Here is a 15,121-nt window from a genome sequence, read left to right on the forward strand (position 1 = left end):
AGGCTGCGTGCCCACCGCGTCACTCGCTGTGACAGTTGGTGGGCACGGCGCGTAAGGCGCCTTTGCCCACCCTACGCTTGTTCTGAAGCGCGTTCAGAGCTCCACGACGACGTAATCGCTTTCGACCGAAACCTTGATCGTTTCCGCGACATACGGTCCCTTCACCACGGCTGTTCCCGGCTCGACATTGACGGGATAGGCGCGGGTGCGAAAACGCTTCGGCTCGCACCAGGATTGGCCGGTGCGGATATCGAATTCCCAGCCGTGCCACGGGCAGCGGATGATTTCGCCCAATCTCGTGTACTTTATCTCGCCGGGATCGGACGACTGCGCAAGCCCGATCAGCGGGCCCTCGCACAGGGCGGCGCCCTGGTGCGGGCAGCGGTTCAACAGGCCGAAGAACTCGCCTTTGATATTGAAGATCGCGATCGGGCGGCCATCGAGGTCAAGGAACTTGCGCGCGCCCGGCGGCAGCTCGTCGACGGAAGCAACGACATGACGCGCCATGTTAGTTTGCAGGGCCTGATGCGGTCGGAATGGACCGCAACCGCGTTGAAAGTGCACTCCCTCTCCCCGCTTGCGGCTGGGCCATCACATATGACGGTGTTATCCCTCCCCCGCGAGCGAAGCGAGTGCGGGGAGGGTGGCCGTTGCGAAGCAGCGGTCGGATGGGGGTGCTCATTTTGTTAAAAATCTCCATTACGTGAGAGTTGTTTTTGAAAACCCCCACCCTGGCCTTCGCCTTGCTTCGGCCTTCCCTCCCCGCAAGGGGGAGAGCGCCGGCGCTAACCTGATCTGCACAGAAAGTGATTCAACCAAGACCATCGCGCTTTACTTCTTTGCGAGTCCGTAAAGCTTGAGCGCGTTGTTCAGGTAAAACGCTTCGCGATTGGCCTCGCTGACGCCGGGAGGCAACACCCGCGTCGGATCGTCAAAATCCCAATGCGGATAGTCGGTCGCGAACAACAGCTTGTCCCAGCCGACCCATTCGATCACATCGAACAAATGGTCGCGGCGTTCGGGGTCCTCCATCGGCTGCGTGGTCCACCAGATGTGGTCGCGGACATATTCCGACGGCGGCCGCTTCACATGCGGCACCTCGCTCTTCAACCGCTGCCAGCTCTTGTCGAGCCGCCACGTCAGCGACGGCGCCCAGCCGAAGCCGGCCTCGATCATGATCATCTTGAGTGTTGGATGCCGCTCAAAAACGCCTTCCAGGATCAGGCTTGCGAGCACCGTCTGCTGGCATTGCGAATGGCCGACCATCTCCTCGATGTAAAAGCTCGGCCAGCCGGATGGCGTCAGCGGATTGCCGCCAAAGCCGAACGCGTGCACGCCGACCGGAAGCCCCGCCTCTTCGGCCGCCTCATAGATCGGCCAGTAGCGACGCTGACCGAGCGGCTCGACGTTGCGGCTCAACAACAGCACCTGAACGAAATTCTTGTCGCCCGCGCGTTTGCGGATTTCGGCAGCGGCCAAGGGTCCGTCCTCGTTGGCGACCACGATCGAGCCCTTCAGGCGACCGTCCTTGCTGGTCCATTTGTCGATCTGCCAGTCGTTGACCGCCGAACAGACCGCGGCGGCGAGCTCCTGGTTGCGAATGCCTTGCCCGGTGGCGAGCGGGTTGAGAACGCCGAGGGCGACATTGTTCGGATCGAGATGCTGCTGCTGCATGAAGGAAAGCGATGAGCCTTGCGGACCACCTTCCGGCGGATAGGCGTCGCGTCGCGCCGCATTGGGTTGCGCCTTCGGATAAGGCGGCCCGTCCATCATGCCGTGATAGGGACGCTTGTCGTAGACTTCGAGGTGTTCGTGCCAGCGCTTGGCGAGATACGGATATAATTCGGTCCTGGTGGCGCGCGCCGGGTGAATGTCGCAATCGGCAATCGCGGTCCTGGCATCAACGGAGGAGACCTGCTCCGGGCGGTCGCGGAACTGAATGTTCATGGCGTCCTCTCCATTTTAGTTGGGCATGAACCCTGAATTCCATTCTGGGATCATGCCCCCACCATCTGCTTTAGGCGGCCATAGGTCGCATAGGGATTGTCGATCATGATCTTGCGGACCATTTCCGGCGACATCCCTTCCGGCAACGCCGCATCGCCTTCGAATTGCCAATGCGGATAGTCGGTGGAGAATAGGAGCAATTCGTCGGACTGCATATGATCAAACAGCCGATTTAAGGTCTGGGGGTCCGGCGGCGCGTCGATCGGTTGCAGGGAAAAGCGGATGTTGCTGCGCACAATCTCCAGCGGCGCGCGATCGACCCACGGCGTTTCCATGCGGATTCCGCGCCAGAACTTGTGCAGCCGCCAGAGATAGGATGGCAGCCAGGTGAAGCCACTCTCCAGCATCACCATTTTCAGACCAGGATGGCGCGCGAACACGCCTTCGACGATCAGGCTGGTCAACTGCGTCTGAAACGCCTGTGCCTGCGCGACATAATCCTCGATGTGGTAGGAACCCCAACCGACTGATGTCGGCGGGTTGTGATAGTTCGAGCCGGCGTGGATGCCGACCGGCAGCCCCAGCCTTTCGGCGGTGGCATAGATCGGCCAGAGGGCGCGTTTGCCGAGCGGCATGTCGCCCATCACCAGCATCAGCACCTGGACGAAGCGCTCGTCGCGAGCGCAGCGCTCGATTTCCGCGACCGATTTCTCGACGCTCTGAGCCGGGATCACGATCGATCCGCGCAGGCGGCTATCCTTGTCGAGCCACTCCTTCGCCAGCCAATCGTTCAGCGCCCGGCAGAATGCGTCAGCCATGTCTTCCGAAAACACCATCTGCACGCCGAACAAGGGATTGCAGATGCCGTAGCTGACGCCGAAGGGGGCAAGCGCTTGCTCCTGCATGTCCGCAAGGTGTGATCCGGGCTTTCCACCTGCCGGCCGCCAGTCCGGCCGCGCGGAGATTGGCGAATTAAGCGGATAGGATTGCGATATCAGGTCGGTCATGCCGCGGGTGGCGACCTGATCGCGCCAGTAGTCGTTAAGATAAGGCAAGAGACTCGTCAGATGCGGGACTGCAGGATGCAGATCGCAATCCACGCCGCCAGCAACCGGGACCGTCATGCACTGGTTTCCTCATCGGCCCTGTCATTCCGGAGCGATGCGCAGCATCGAATCCGGAATCTCGAGATTCCGGGTCTGGTGCTAACGCACCATCCCGGAATGACGGCTTGCATTGAAGCAGGCTGGTCACTGTGGCGCAACTCGGCAAGAGCGGGGCGCGGTGCTAGAAACGCATGGGGCCTCGCGTTCAGGTAACTCTTTCGCAGGAGCCAATTTCGATGAAGGATCTTGTCGCAATCGCCGAACAGATTGCTGTCAAACTCAAGGCGCGAAAACAGACCATCGCGGTCGCGGAGTCTTCCACCGGCGGGCTGATTTCGGCAAGCCTCCTTGCCGTGCCCGGCGCGTCGGCCTATTTCCTCGGCGGCGCGGTGGTTTACACGCGCGATGCGCGGCGGGTGCTGATGAACATCCCTGATGACGCGATGAAGGCAATCCGTCCGGCTTCGGAGGCTTACGCCAAACTGCTGGCGGGCCAGATCCGTCAGCGCTTCTCTGCTGATTGGGGTCTGTCCGAGACCGGCGCAACCGGGCCGACCGGCAATCGCTACGGCGATGCGGCCGGCCATTGCTGCATGGCCGTTTCCGGCGCTCAATCGGCTGCGATCACCTTGGAGACCGGCAGCTCCGATCGGCTCGCCAACATGCATGTGTTCGCATCGACGGCGCTGAATTTGCTGCTGGAGAATTTGTCGCGGTAAATCAGCGTCGTCCCGGCCAAGCGCAAGCGCGAGCTGGGACCCATAAGCACCGACCTGGTCAGTCGCACGTTTTGTTGCCCCGTCATTGCGAGGCGAGCAAGATAACGACCAGATATGGTTATGGGTCCCCGCGTGCGCGGGGACGACGCCGCAACGGCTAGCGTCACTTCTCGCGGAACGCGCGCATCAGCTGATCGCTCAGCGGCTTGATCAGGTAGGAGATCAAGGTGCGGTCGCCGGTCTGTACGAAGGCTTCCACCGGCATGCCCGGAATCAGTTTGACGTCGCCAAGGCGCGCCACCTCTTCCGGCGGCATCGAGATGCGGATGGTGTAATAGGACTGCCCGGTGCGCTGATCGGTGGTGACGTCGGGTGAGACGCGGGTGACGATGCCATTCAGTTCCGGCGTGGTGCGCTGGTTGAACGCCGAAAGCCGCAGCAGGGTTTTCTGGCCGACCTGCAATTTATCGATGTCCTGCGGGTTGACCTTGGCCTCGACCTGAAGATCGTCGGCCTGCGGGACGATCAGCATGATGGCGTCACCGGCGGTGATCACCCCGCCCACCGTATGGACGGTCGATTGCAGCACCATGCCGTCCTGCGGCGCGCGGATATCGACCCGGCGCAACTGGTCCTCGGCGGTGACCTTGCGTTCGACGAATTCGCCGATCTTGTCGTTGGTTTCGCGCAGATCCTTGGAAACGTCGCTGATCATGTCCTTGTCGATCTGGATGATCTGCAGTTCGGTTTCGGTGATTTTGCCTTTGGCCTGTGCCCGCGAGGCAATGTATTGCGCGCGCTCGCCGGCGAGCCTCGCCGCGTCGCGCTCGAGCGTGGTCAGGCGCGTCATTTGCACCAGGTGCTTGTCGTAAAGATCGCGAACGCCGACCAGTTCCTTCTCCACCAGAGCGATTTCCTGATCCTTGGCCTTTTCCTGCGCGGTGAGGCCGGCGATTTCCTCGTTCAGCTGGCTGACGCGTTCGCGCAATTGCGACTTTTGTCCGGCCCGCCCGTTGACGCGCACCTCGAACAGCTTGCTCTCGCTCGCCATCACGGCCTTGACATCGGGATCATCGGCGCGGTCGAGCAGCGTTTTCGGAAAGACGATCTTCTCAAGGCCGCGCTGTTCGGCCTCAAGCCGCGCGCCGCGCGCCAACAGGCCGTCGAGGTTCTTGGTGACGATGGCAAGGCTCGCCTTGGTGACGGTATCGTCAAGCCGCACCACCACGTCGCCGGCCTTGACGACGTCGCCATCGCGCGCGCGCAGCTCGCCGACCACGCCGCCGGTGGGATGCTGGACCTTCTTGACGTTGGATTCGACGACGACCGAGCCCGGCGCGATCAGCGCGCCGGAGATTTGCGCCGTCGATGCCCAGCCGCCAAGCCCGCCGGCGAGCAGCACGACCACGGCCAGACCGACGAGCAAGTGCCGCCGGATCGAGTGGCGCGCTCCCTTCATGTCGTTGGCTGTCACGACTTGGCAACTCCTCCTTCGGAGACGATCTTGATGGGCGAAGGCGCCGCCACGCGCGGCTGCATTACCTGGCCCAGCACGGTTTCCTTCGGCCCGAAAGCCTGCATCCGGCCCTCCTTGAGCACCAGAAGCTGATCGACCGCCTCAATCCCGATCGGCCGGTGTGCGACGACCACGACGATGGCACCGCGTTCGCGCGCCGCGCGGACGGCCCGTGTCAAGGCCTCGTCGCCCTCGGTATCCAGATTGGAATTCGGTTCGTCAAGAACGATAAGGAAAGGATTGCCGTACAGCGCCCTTGCGAGCGCCACGCGCTGCGCTTGACCTGCCGAAAGCGCGGTGCCCCGCTCGCCGATCGGGGTATCGTAGCCATCCTGCATCTTGATGATCATTTCATGGACGCCGGCTTCCTTTGCCGCCGCGATGATCCCGTCGGAACTGGCCTTGGGATCGAACCGGCAGATATTGTCGGCAACGGAGCCTGCGAACAATTCGACGTCCTGGGGCAGATAGCCGACGTAGCGGCCGAGCACTTCGGACGACCACTGATCGAGCGCGGCGCCGTCGATCCGCACCTTTCCGCGTACCGGCTGCCACACGCCGACAAGCGCGCGCACCAGCGATGATTTGCCAGACCCGCTTGGTCCGATGATGCCGAGGCCCATTCCGGCCGAGAGCGTGAACGTGGCGTCCTGGACGACGACCCTCTGGTCGCCGGGCGGCACGATCGTGACTGCTTCCACCGACAGGCGGCTCGAAGGGCTTTGCAGCAAGGTCGGCGCAGGACGCGCCGGCAGGGTTTCGAGCAGCCGGTTGAGCCGCTGCCAGCTCTGGCGCGCGGCCACAAAGCTCTTCCAGTGGGCAATGGCCAGATCGACCGGCGCGAGCGCCCGCGCGGCCAAGATCGATCCCGCGATGATGATGCCGGCGGTCGCCTCCTGATGGATCACGAGATAGGCGCCGACGGCGAGCACCGCCGATTGCAGCATCATCCGCAAGACCTTGGCGACGGCACCGAGACCTCCAGCGACATCGCTGGCGCGCTGATTGCCGGCGAGATAACTCTGGTTGGCTTCGCTCCAGCGCCTGTTCAGGCGTCCGGCCATTCCCATCGACACCAGCACTTCCGCGTTCCGTCGGCTGCTGGCCGCCAGATCGTTGCGACGTGCCGCCAATCCCGTCGCCTCGCGCGCCGGCGTGCGTGACAGGAATTCGGTCAGGATGGTGAGCGCCACCAGGATGATGGCGCCAACAAGCGCCGTGACGCCGATCAGGGGATGAAAGGCAAAACAGATCGCCAGATAGAACGGCAACCAGGGCAGATCGAAAAACGCGCCCGGTCCCATGCTGCCCAGAAAGGAGCGCACATTGTCCAGGTCGCGCAACGGCTGCAGGCCTTCATTGCGGCCGCCCACCATCAGCGGCAGGCGCACGACGGTGTCGAACACGCGGGCATTGAGGGCCTCGTCGAGCGAGGTGCCGATACGGCCGAGGATTCGTCCCCGGATTAGGTCGAGAATGCCCTGGGCGATGTACAATCCGCACGCCAGGATGATCAGTCCGACAAGGGTCGGCACCGACCGCGACGGAAGCACCCGGTCATAGACCTCAAGCATGAACAACGACCCCGTCAGGTAGAGGAGGTTGATCATGCAGCTCATGATGCCGACACCGATGAAGGCCGTGCGGCAGGCGCGCAGTGCTTCACCGAGTTCGGAACGCCGGACGCCGGGAGCGGCTGCCATCTATCCTTGTCTCTTCGTGAGGGGTCGCCGCCTCAACTTAAAAAGAGGGCGCGTACCGAATGTTTTAACGTTTTTTATAGCGAACGTCTATTGAGGCCGCGTTAACCCGCAAGCCGGCGGTGCGGCTCGTGGGCGCCAAAAAGGGTAGCAAACCCAGAGCGTTCACCCCTACCCGATGCGCGAAATCACGCGTGGCCGACGGGATCAGGGAGAGGCGGCCAAAGGCCGTACACCCCCGCCAGTTGCTCCGCAAGAGAAGGCGTCGGCGTGACGGTCAAAAGCGGCCGCCACCTCGAATGAGCCGCACGACCAGCAGAAGCACGATGGCGCCGATCGCCGAATAGATGATCTCGGATACCAGCCCGGTGCCGAGATGGATGCCGAGCTTGGGAAACAGGAAACTGGCGATCAGCGCGCCGGCGATGCCAACGACAATATCGCCGATGATGCCAAATCCGGTGCCGCGCACGATCTTTCCCGCCAGCCAGCCCGCGACCAGGCCGACGAACAGGATCACCAGGATGCTTTCGTTGGATAGACGCATGGAACCCCCCGTTCTCTCCGCGCCATTGCTCCCGGCGCCGGGTGCAAACTATCCATTCCTGGCCGATGTGACGACTCCAATTTGCTGCAACACGCGCCGGTTGCAATCTGCTTCGCCCCGTCAGGACAAGGCGGATCAGCTCGCGGATGTCTCGCGTTCCGCAAGAATGCACCTTGCGACCCGGTCAGGGGCGATTTGCACGTTGGGCGGGATCCGCTCGACACAGCGCGCCTCCGCGAAACTGCAGCGCGGTGCGAAGGAACAATTGGTCGGTGCATGATCGAGCGAGGGCGGCGTGCCCGGAATGGTTTCCAGCCGCTCGCCCCTTTTGGCGCGAAGAACGGTGGATGCCAATAGCCCACGCGCGTAGGGATGGAGCGGAGAACGCACGATCTGGCTGAGCGCTCCCTGCTCGACAATCTGGCCCGCATACATCACGGCGACACGGTCGCAGATTTCGATCGCCACCCCGATATCGTGTGTTACGAAGATGATCGACATGCCGAACTCGCGTTGCAATTCGCGCAGCAACAACAGGATCTGGATCTGCACGGTGGCATCGAGTGCGGTGGTCGGCTCGTCGGCCAGGAGGATTTTCGGCTTGCAGGCGAGCGCCAGCGCGATCATCGCCCGCTGCCGCATGCCGCCCGACATCTCGTGCGGATAGGCCTCCAGCCTTCGCCGGGCTGAGGGGATCCGCACCACTTCCAGCATTTCCAGCGCGCGCGCCATTGCCTCTTTCTGGCTCTTGCCCTCGTGGCGCATCACGGTTTCGGAAATCTGCCGGCCAATGGTGTAAACCGGGTCGAGCGCGAGAGCGGGCTCCTGGAAGATCATCGAAACGGTCTGACCGCGGAACGCCGAAAGTTCTTCCTCATCGAGCGCCAGCACGTCGCGGCCCAGCACGCGAATGCCGCCCGAAATTTGCGTCCGCTTTTTCGGCAACAGCCGCATCAGCGCGCGCAAGGTCACGCTCTTGCCCGAACCGGACTCGCCCAACAGGCCCAGCACTTCCCCCTCGCGGAGAGAGAAGCTGAGATCGTTCACGGCGTGCACGTTGCGATCGCCAGAAAAACGAACGTTAAGGCTTTCGACCTCGACGAGGGGGGTCATGGAAGCTGCGGCACCCTTTCATGAAAATCGGTGGCGCGCTGGAACGCCGCGCCAATCCGCAACAGCGTTGCTTCATCGAACGAGCGGCCGATCAGCTGCATGCCCACGGGCAGGCCGCTCCGGGTAAAGGCGGACGGAATCGAAAGCGACGGCAGGCCCAGATAGTTGATCGGACGGGTAAAGCGCGTCAGCCGCTGAATCACCGCTTCGGCATCCGGACTGTTGCCGACATCGCTCTCGGCGATGGTCGGCGCGGGCACCGGCGATACCGGTGCAATCACGGCGTCGACACCTTTGACGGCAGCAAGATGCGCGGCAAGCGCTACGCCGCGCCAGCGCATGGCTTCGAGATAGTTGACGGCCGGGATCGCAAGCCCGTTCTGCAGCCGCATCAAGACCTGCGCCCCATAGTCCTGCGCCCGCTCGATCAACCAGCGCTTGTGAAAGGCTACCGCCTCGACGGCAAGGACCAGCTGGGCTGCCGCAGAGAGCTGGCGCTGGTCCGGCAATTCGACCGCGACGATATTGGCGCCCTCCCGCTTGAAGGCGGCAATCGTCGCCTCGAGCGCGCCCGCAACGTCGGCATCGAGATCGTCGACATAGAAAGAAGTGGGCACGCCGATGGTCAGGCCCTTGATCGATTGGGTTGTTGCCGCCGCATAGTCCGGCACCGGCCCCGATACGGCAGTGGGATCCTCGGGGTCGGCGCCCGCCATCAGGGTCAACAGCACCGCGCAATCCTCGGCGGTGCGCGCCAGCGGCCCGACGGTGTCGAGTGATTGCGACAGCGGCATCGCGCCGGCGCGGCTGATCCGGCCGACGGTCGTCTTCAGCCCGGTGACGCCGCAGAAATGCGCCGGCATCCGGATCGACCCGCCGGTGTCGGATCCGAGCGCTGCGAACGTCAGGCGCGCGGCGACGGCGGCACCCGATCCCGATGACGAGCCGCCCGTGATGTGGTCGAGCGCAAAGGGATTGTGAACGGAGCCGTAATGGGAATTGTGGCCGGTCGGTCCATAGGCGAACTCGGCCATTTGCAATGAGCCGAGACGAATCGTGCCGGCATTCTTGAGGCGCTGCAGTGCGGTCGAAGTGGTCGTGGCGACGAAATCGCCGCGGATGCGCGAGCCGCAGGTCACGACCTTGCCGGCCTCGTAATACATGTCCTTGTGCGCCAGCGGCACGCCGTGCAATGGGCCGCGACGATCGCCTTTGGCGAGCGCGGTGTCGGCGGCATCGGCGGCTTTGAGCGCCTCTTCCGCTTCGATCGCCATGAAGGCATTGAGATGGGGTTGCCATCGCACGATTCTGGCGAGACAGGATTGCGTCGCCTCGCGCGAGGAGACCCGCTTGTCCGCGATCGCTTTCGCGACCGCGGTCAGGGACATCAAGGCGGGTTCGCTGCTCATCGCGCGGCCTTGCTCGTCTGGACGACCACGAAAGTCGAGGGCTCGAGGTCGAATTGCAGCGTGCCGGCGATCGCGGCGAAACCGTCGAAGGCAGGCCCGATCGAGTTGGCGATGCGCGCGGCAGCCTCGTTATCCACCGGCACACCGGCTACGTCGGCGATCGCCTTGACCTCTTTGGCAGTGGGTCTTGTCATGCTTGATCGTCCCTCTTTCTGGGCGCCAGGCTGTGGCCTGAGCCGGGTATCGCCATGTAACAGGCGGCTTGATGGCCCACTGTCTCGAGCGCCGTCAATGCAGGTGTCGCTTTTGCGCAGACGGGTTCTGCGAACGGGCAGCGGGTGTGAAAGCGGCAGCCGGGCGGCGGATCGATCGGATTGGGCGGGTCGCCCGAGATCGGCGGCCTCTCTGTCCGGTTGTCGGGATCGGCAGACGGCATCGCCGCGAGCAGCGCGCGGGTATAGGGATGGGCGGGGGCGTCCCATACCTTCTCGACCGGGCCGAGCTCGACCACCTCGCCGAGATACATCACGAGCACGCGGTCGGACACATAACGGACCACGTTGAGATCATGGCTGATGAACAGATAAGTCAGCCCAAACTCGCGCTTGAGATCGGCGAGAAGATTGAGCACCTGGGCTTCGACCGATTTGTCGAGCGCGGAGACCGCCTCGTCGAGGATCACAAGCCGCGGCGAGAGCGCCAAGGCCCGCGCAATATTGACGCGCTGACGTTGCCCGCCGGAAATTTCGTGCGGGTAACGATTGGCGAAGGTTTCAGGGCGCAGGCCAACCTTGCCGAGCAGTTCGCGTGCGAGCAGACGCGCCGCCACATCCGCCATGCCATGGACCTTGGGGCCGAAGGCGATCGATTCCTCGATGGTCAGGCGTGGATTGAGCGAGGCGTAGCTGTCCTGGAATACCATTTGCATGCAGCGGCGAAGCTCGCGCAGCGACAAGGCGTGCCCGACCTTCATTCCGTCATAGATGATTTCGCCGGCGTCGCGCTTCATCAGATGCATCAACAGCCGCGCGGTGGTCGACTTGCCGCAGCCGGATTCGCCGACGATCCCGAGCGTTTCGCCCTTCCGAATCGAAAACGACACATCGTCGACCGCCCGTACCGTCTTGCGCGCGCTGAAGAGATCGCCACGAACCGGAAAGTGCTTGGTGAGGCCGTTGACTTCGAGCAACGGCTGCGCAGCGCCGCCGCGATCATCGATCGGCTCCAGCAGTTCGACGGAAGGGACGCTCGGGCTCATCGCTTGTTCAGTTCCGGATATCCATCGCGCTGCGCATGCCGTCGCTGAGCAGGTTGAAGCAGATCGACACCGCAAAGATCATGACGCCGGGCAGCGCCGCCACCCACGGATTGACGTAGATCGCGGTGCGCAGCGTGTTGAGCATCAAGCCCCATTCCGGCTCCGGCGGTTTCGTGCCAAGGCCAAGGAAGGAAAGCCCGGCGGCCAAAATCATCGACACCGAGATCAGGCCGGTGGCGTAGACGAAAATCGGCCCCAGCACATTGCCCAGCATGTGCACACGCATGATGGTGAAGGGACCGGCGCCGGACGCCCGCGCTGCCTCGACGAAATCCATGTTCCGCACGCCGGTCGTGACGCTTTCGGAGACGCGGGTGATCTGCGGGACGAAAACGATGGTCAGCGAAACGATCGAATTGACGATGCCGGCGCCGAGCGCACCCGAGATCGCGATCGCGAGCAGTACCGACGGAAAGGCGTAGAACACATCGACCGTGCGCATGATGGCGGTGTTGACCCTGCCGCCGACATAGCCGGCGACCAGGCCGAGCGAGGTTCCGATCACGAAAGCGAAGATGACCGGGAGGATGCCGACAATCAAGGACAGCCGTCCGCCATAGATCAGGCGCGCCAGCATGTCTCGGCCAAGCTCGTCGGTGCCGAGCGGATAACCCGACGTGCCGATGTGGCGGAGCCTGCGGATCATCGAGCCTTGATAGGGATCGGCAAGACCGAGCCACGGCGCGCACAGGGCCGACAAGAAGATCGCAACCAGAACGAAGGCGCAGACCATGCTTACCTTGTCACGAAGGATGCGACGGGCGACTGTGGCCCAGTAACCGCGCGGCCCGGATGCGGGCGCCGCCTGGAGGGCTGCGTCGGCGATCGCACTCATCGATTCAGCTCCGCTTGATGCGCGGGTCGATCGCGGCTTGCGCGATGTCGACGATCAGGTTGAGAATCACAAAGAACAGGGCAAGCACCAGGATCGTACCTTGAAGTAGCGGCAAATCGCGCTGAAAGATCGCCGAATTGAGCAACAGCCCCGATCCCGGCCATGAGAAAACGGTTTCGATCAGGATCGAGCCGCCGAGCATGTAGCCCAGCTGCAGGCCCATCACGGCCATCGCGGTCGGCGCGGCATTCCTGACGACATGGCGGAAGACATCCGTTTCACGAAGACCCTTGGCGCGCAAGGCTTCGACGAAATCCTGACTGAGGATATCGCCGGTCAAGGCGCGCACGGTGCGCGTGACAATCCCCATGGGAATGACGGAAGTGGTGATCGCAGGCAGGGTCAAATAGCGGAGGTGCTCCCAGTCCCAGCCCCACGCGCCCGAGCCACCGGGACCCGCGCCGACGGCGGGCAGCCAGCCGAGTTGCACCGAGAAGATGATCACCATCACCATGCCGAGCCAGTAATGCGGCACCGAGACGCCAGCGATCGCGACCGACGTCGCCACCTTGTCGATCCAGGTATCGCGGAAATAGCCGGCGATCAGTCCGAACAACAGCCCGAAGGTAAAGCCGATCAACGCTGCGGCGATCGCCAGCGTCACTGTGTTGCCGACGGCGCGCATCACCTCCGTCAGCACCGGCCGCCCGGTTGCGATGGAGTTGCCGAGGTCGCCGTTGACCGCCTTCCACAGCCACAATCCGAACTGCACCGGCAGCGGCCGGTCGAAGCCATAGGCAATGCGCATCTGGTTGGCGAGTTCCTGCGATGCATCTGCCGGCAACACCGCGACCAGCGGATCGCCCGGGGTGATGTGCACGAGCAGGAAGCACACCAGCGCCACGCTGATGACGATGGGAATCACGTAGACAATGCGCCTGGCAACATAGATGAGCACGGCCACCTGCCTCTATTCACACGACGCGCGGAGCTCCCCTCCCCCTTGCGGGGAGGGGTTGGGGGCGGGGGTATTGCGAGCACCATCCGTGTGACTACCCCCCTCCCCAACCCTCCCCCGCAAGGGGGGAGGGAGTTGAGAGAGCATCCCGGGCGCAAGCACAGGCTGCCGCCTACTTTTCATTGCATCTCATTGCATCGAAATCGGCGAAAAATCGACGAACCAGCTCTTCGGCTGCACAAAGCCCTTGATCTTTGCGCTCATGGCGCGCGGCGCGACGTCATGGGCGACATAAAGAAATGCCGCGTCATCCACGGAGGCCGCGTGCAGTTCGGCGAGTGCCGCATCCCGCGCCGCGGGCTCGAAGGTCTGTCGCGCCTTCGTCACCAGCTCGTCGAACCTGGCATTGTTGTTATAGCCCCAATTGTTCGAGACCGGCGGCGCCATTGACGATTGCAGGAAGCGCACCAGCGCGAAGAACGGATCCATCGCGGCATAGGTGACGTTGATCGCATTCGAACCGTTGGCGGTGGGATCCTTGACGCCGCGCCGCCAATTCGTGAACAGCGTGTTCCACTCGATAACGTCGAGCTGAACGTCGAAATAACATTCAGCCAGCGCCTGCTGCAGATATTCGTTCATCGGCAGCGGCAGCATCTGGCCCGATCCCGACGCCGAGGTCTGGATCTTGACCGTCAATTTCTTGTTCGGACCAAATCCCGCTTCCTGCATCAGCTTTTGTGCCGCCGGCTTGTCATATTTGATCTGGAAGGTCGGATTGCCGCGCCAGGGATGGCCCTGCTCGAACGTTCCTGTGGCCGGCACCATCAGCCCGGCAAGCAGGCCATCCTTGAGGCCTTCGCGGTCGACGCAGAGGTTGGCGGCCTTGCGGACACGGATGTCGTTCCATGGCGAGCCTTCGACGCGCGAAAACTGCCAGGGCCAGACATGCGGCTCCTCGTTGCTGTAGATCTTGAAGCCGCGCTGCTTGATTTCGGGGATCGCATCCGGCGCGGGCGCCTCGACCCAATCGACCTGGCCGGAAAGCAGCGCTGCGGTGCGCGCGTTCGCTTCGGGCATCGGCAACAGCACCATCTTGTCGACCTTGGGAACGCGCGCCTTGTCCCAATACTCCTCGTTCTTCACGAGTTCGAGCCGCTCGCGCGGCGTGAAGCTCGACATTTTCCAGGGGCCGGTGCCCGAGGCATCCTTTGCAAAGGACGCCCAGGCTCCTTGCGATTTCGCTTTTGTGTCCGCTCCTTGCGCCACATCGAAAAGCCTCTGCCACTTGGCAGGGCTTGCCATGAACAGGTTGGTGAGATTGATGGGCAGGAAGCTGTCCGGCTCCTTGGTAGTCAATTCCACCGTCATGTCGTCGATCTTGCGGGCGGATGCCAGTGTCGGCATTCGTGACGCGGTCACGCCGACCTGGCTCGGATCGAACTGAACTGCATCCTGCTTGAGCACCTTGTCGATATTCCAGACCACGGCGTCGGCATTGAAGGGCGAGCCGTCGTGGAACCTGACGCCCGGGCGAAGCTTGAACGTCCATTTCTTCTTGTCGCTTGCATCGACCGTCCATTCGGTCGCGAGGGCGGGAATCAACACGCTCGCCTTGTCGGCCGATGAAAGATCCCACATCGTCAGCGCGTCATACATCGTCAGGCCGGTGAAACGGTTGCCTTCAAAGCCCTGATCGGGCTGGCCCAGCGTGCGCGGAATGTCGGCTGCGGTCATTCCGATGCGCATGATCGTTTCGGCCCGTGCGATTGCCGGCAGCATTGCGCCTGCAGCGAGCACCAGCCCCACGACAAGCGTCGCGATCCGGCGTTTTCCTGACTTGTTACTCAACATCGCGACCAATTCCCCTGGATTTTCTCGGTGGCTATTTCTTATGCAATCTTATGCAACGGCTGTGCCAGTGACGGCAATAGCTCGCCAGATCGTGATTGC

Annotated in this window: 15 protein-coding genes; 2 read left to right on the top strand and 13 right to left on the bottom strand. The window is 62.9% G+C overall.

The annotated features are described in order from the left end of the window. Window positions 1-93 precede the first annotated feature (93 nt). The 3 genes from VNX23_RS22220 to VNX23_RS22230 form a co-directional block, all read right to left on the bottom strand. Window positions 94-507 carry a Rieske (2Fe-2S) protein gene (locus VNX23_RS22220; protein ID WP_325633607.1) on the bottom strand — a complete coding sequence of 138 codons (414 nt, stop codon included), beginning with the start codon at window positions 505-507 and terminating at the stop codon, window positions 94-96. A 324-nt stretch (window positions 508-831) separates the two neighbouring features. Beyond that, window positions 832-1,947 (bottom strand): amidohydrolase family protein, encoded by a 1,116-nt coding sequence (locus VNX23_RS22225; RefSeq protein WP_325633609.1) that lies wholly within the window; start codon window positions 1,945-1,947, stop codon window positions 832-834. A gap of 50 nt (window positions 1,948-1,997) precedes the next feature. Further along, on the bottom strand, window positions 1,998-3,071 hold the full coding sequence (locus tag VNX23_RS22230) for an amidohydrolase family protein (RefSeq protein ID WP_325633611.1): 1,074 nt from the start codon (window positions 3,069-3,071) through the stop codon (window positions 1,998-2,000). A 218-nt stretch (window positions 3,072-3,289) separates the two neighbouring features. Here VNX23_RS22230 and VNX23_RS22235 point away from each other — a divergent pair, with 218 nt between their 5' ends. Continuing rightward, on the top strand, window positions 3,290-3,772 hold the full coding sequence (locus VNX23_RS22235; protein WP_325633613.1) for a CinA family protein: 483 nt from the start codon (window positions 3,290-3,292) through the stop codon (window positions 3,770-3,772). A gap of 163 nt (window positions 3,773-3,935) precedes the next feature. Here VNX23_RS22235 and VNX23_RS22240 read toward each other — a convergent pair whose 3' ends face one another. The 10 genes from VNX23_RS22240 to VNX23_RS22285 all read right to left on the bottom strand — a co-directional run bounded on the left by VNX23_RS22240 (window position 3,936) and on the right by VNX23_RS22285 (window position 14,950). Continuing rightward, window positions 3,936-5,231, bottom strand: coding sequence for an HlyD family type I secretion periplasmic adaptor subunit (locus VNX23_RS22240; RefSeq protein ID WP_325633634.1), 1,296 nt, complete (start codon window positions 5,229-5,231; stop codon window positions 3,936-3,938). A gap of 11 nt (window positions 5,232-5,242) precedes the next feature. After that, complete coding sequence (locus VNX23_RS22245) at window positions 5,243-6,991, bottom strand: type I secretion system permease/ATPase (protein WP_325633615.1); 1,749 nt, start codon at window positions 6,989-6,991, stop codon at window positions 5,243-5,245. Window positions 6,992-7,265: 274 nt separating this feature from the next. Beyond that, window positions 7,266-7,535 (bottom strand): GlsB/YeaQ/YmgE family stress response membrane protein, encoded by a 270-nt coding sequence (locus VNX23_RS22250; protein WP_325633617.1) that lies wholly within the window; start codon window positions 7,533-7,535, stop codon window positions 7,266-7,268. Between the two features lie 135 nt (window positions 7,536-7,670). Next, window positions 7,671-8,648: an ABC transporter ATP-binding protein gene (locus tag VNX23_RS22255; RefSeq protein ID WP_325633619.1), complete on the bottom strand. Its 978-nt coding sequence runs from the start codon at window positions 8,646-8,648 to the stop codon at window positions 7,671-7,673. Next, window positions 8,645-10,057: an amidase gene (locus VNX23_RS22260; RefSeq protein WP_325633621.1), complete on the bottom strand. Its 1,413-nt coding sequence runs from the start codon at window positions 10,055-10,057 to the stop codon at window positions 8,645-8,647. The genes VNX23_RS22255 and VNX23_RS22260 overlap by 4 nt, the downstream gene beginning before the upstream one ends. Beyond that, on the bottom strand, window positions 10,054-10,251 hold the full coding sequence (locus VNX23_RS22265) for a hypothetical protein (protein WP_325633623.1): 198 nt from the start codon (window positions 10,249-10,251) through the stop codon (window positions 10,054-10,056). The genes VNX23_RS22260 and VNX23_RS22265 overlap by 4 nt, the downstream gene beginning before the upstream one ends. Then, the gene (locus VNX23_RS22270) at window positions 10,248-11,315 is read right to left on the bottom strand and encodes an ABC transporter ATP-binding protein (RefSeq protein WP_325633625.1); all 1,068 of its coding nucleotides are present in this window, start codon (window positions 11,313-11,315) and stop codon (window positions 10,248-10,250) included. Before VNX23_RS22270 ends, VNX23_RS22265 begins: the two co-directional genes overlap by 4 nt. A 7-nt stretch (window positions 11,316-11,322) precedes the next feature. After that, a complete protein-coding gene (locus VNX23_RS22275; protein ID WP_325633626.1) occupies window positions 11,323-12,210 on the bottom strand; it encodes an ABC transporter permease in 888 nt (295 codons plus the stop codon). A 4-nt stretch (window positions 12,211-12,214) separates the two neighbouring features. Then, window positions 12,215-13,168: an ABC transporter permease gene (locus VNX23_RS22280; RefSeq protein ID WP_325633636.1), complete on the bottom strand. Its 954-nt coding sequence runs from the start codon at window positions 13,166-13,168 to the stop codon at window positions 12,215-12,217. A gap of 189 nt (window positions 13,169-13,357) precedes the next feature. After that, window positions 13,358-14,950: an ABC transporter substrate-binding protein gene (locus VNX23_RS22285; protein ID WP_414643052.1), complete on the bottom strand. Its 1,593-nt coding sequence runs from the start codon at window positions 14,948-14,950 to the stop codon at window positions 13,358-13,360. Here VNX23_RS22285 and VNX23_RS31110 point away from each other — a divergent pair. Next, on the top strand, window positions 14,910-15,121 hold a 212-nt coding region (locus tag VNX23_RS31110; RefSeq protein ID WP_414643053.1), incomplete at its 3' end, for a hypothetical protein. The two genes, VNX23_RS22285 and VNX23_RS31110, sit on opposite strands and share 41 nt — an antisense overlap.

This window comes from Bradyrhizobium sp. (genome assembly GCF_035570375.1).
Taxonomy (GTDB): Bacteria; Pseudomonadota; Alphaproteobacteria; order Rhizobiales; family Xanthobacteraceae; genus Bradyrhizobium.

Bases quoted from the DNA above. Each gene is read 5' to 3' on its own strand.
- VNX23_RS22235 (WP_325633613.1), top strand. From the start codon at position 3,290: ATGAAGGATCTTGTCGCAATCGCCGAACAGATTGCTGTCAAACTCAAG.
- VNX23_RS22265 (WP_325633623.1), bottom strand. From the start codon at position 10,251: ATGACAAGACCCACTGCCAAAGAGGTCAAGGCGATCGCCGACGTAGCC.
- VNX23_RS22275 (WP_325633626.1), bottom strand. From the start codon at position 12,210: ATGAGTGCGATCGCCGACGCAGCCCTCCAGGCGGCGCCCGCATCCGGG.
- VNX23_RS22255 (WP_325633619.1), bottom strand. From the start codon at position 8,648: ATGACCCCCCTCGTCGAGGTCGAAAGCCTTAACGTTCGTTTTTCTGGC.
- VNX23_RS22250 (WP_325633617.1), bottom strand. From the start codon at position 7,535: ATGCGTCTATCCAACGAAAGCATCCTGGTGATCCTGTTCGTCGGCCTG.
- VNX23_RS22260 (WP_325633621.1), bottom strand. From the start codon at position 10,057: ATGAGCAGCGAACCCGCCTTGATGTCCCTGACCGCGGTCGCGAAAGCG.
- VNX23_RS22230 (WP_325633611.1), bottom strand. From the start codon at position 3,071: ATGACGGTCCCGGTTGCTGGCGGCGTGGATTGCGATCTGCATCCTGCA.
- VNX23_RS22285 (WP_414643052.1), bottom strand. From the start codon at position 14,950: ATGCTGCCGGCAATCGCACGGGCCGAAACGATCATGCGCATCGGAATG.
- VNX23_RS22270 (WP_325633625.1), bottom strand. From the start codon at position 11,315: ATGAGCCCGAGCGTCCCTTCCGTCGAACTGCTGGAGCCGATCGATGAT.
- VNX23_RS22240 (WP_325633634.1), bottom strand. From the start codon at position 5,231: ATGAAGGGAGCGCGCCACTCGATCCGGCGGCACTTGCTCGTCGGTCTG.
- VNX23_RS22225 (WP_325633609.1), bottom strand. From the start codon at position 1,947: ATGAACATTCAGTTCCGCGACCGCCCGGAGCAGGTCTCCTCCGTTGAT.
- VNX23_RS22245 (WP_325633615.1), bottom strand. From the start codon at position 6,991: ATGGCAGCCGCTCCCGGCGTCCGGCGTTCCGAACTCGGTGAAGCACTG.
- VNX23_RS22220 (WP_325633607.1), bottom strand. From the start codon at position 507: ATGGCGCGTCATGTCGTTGCTTCCGTCGACGAGCTGCCGCCGGGCGCG.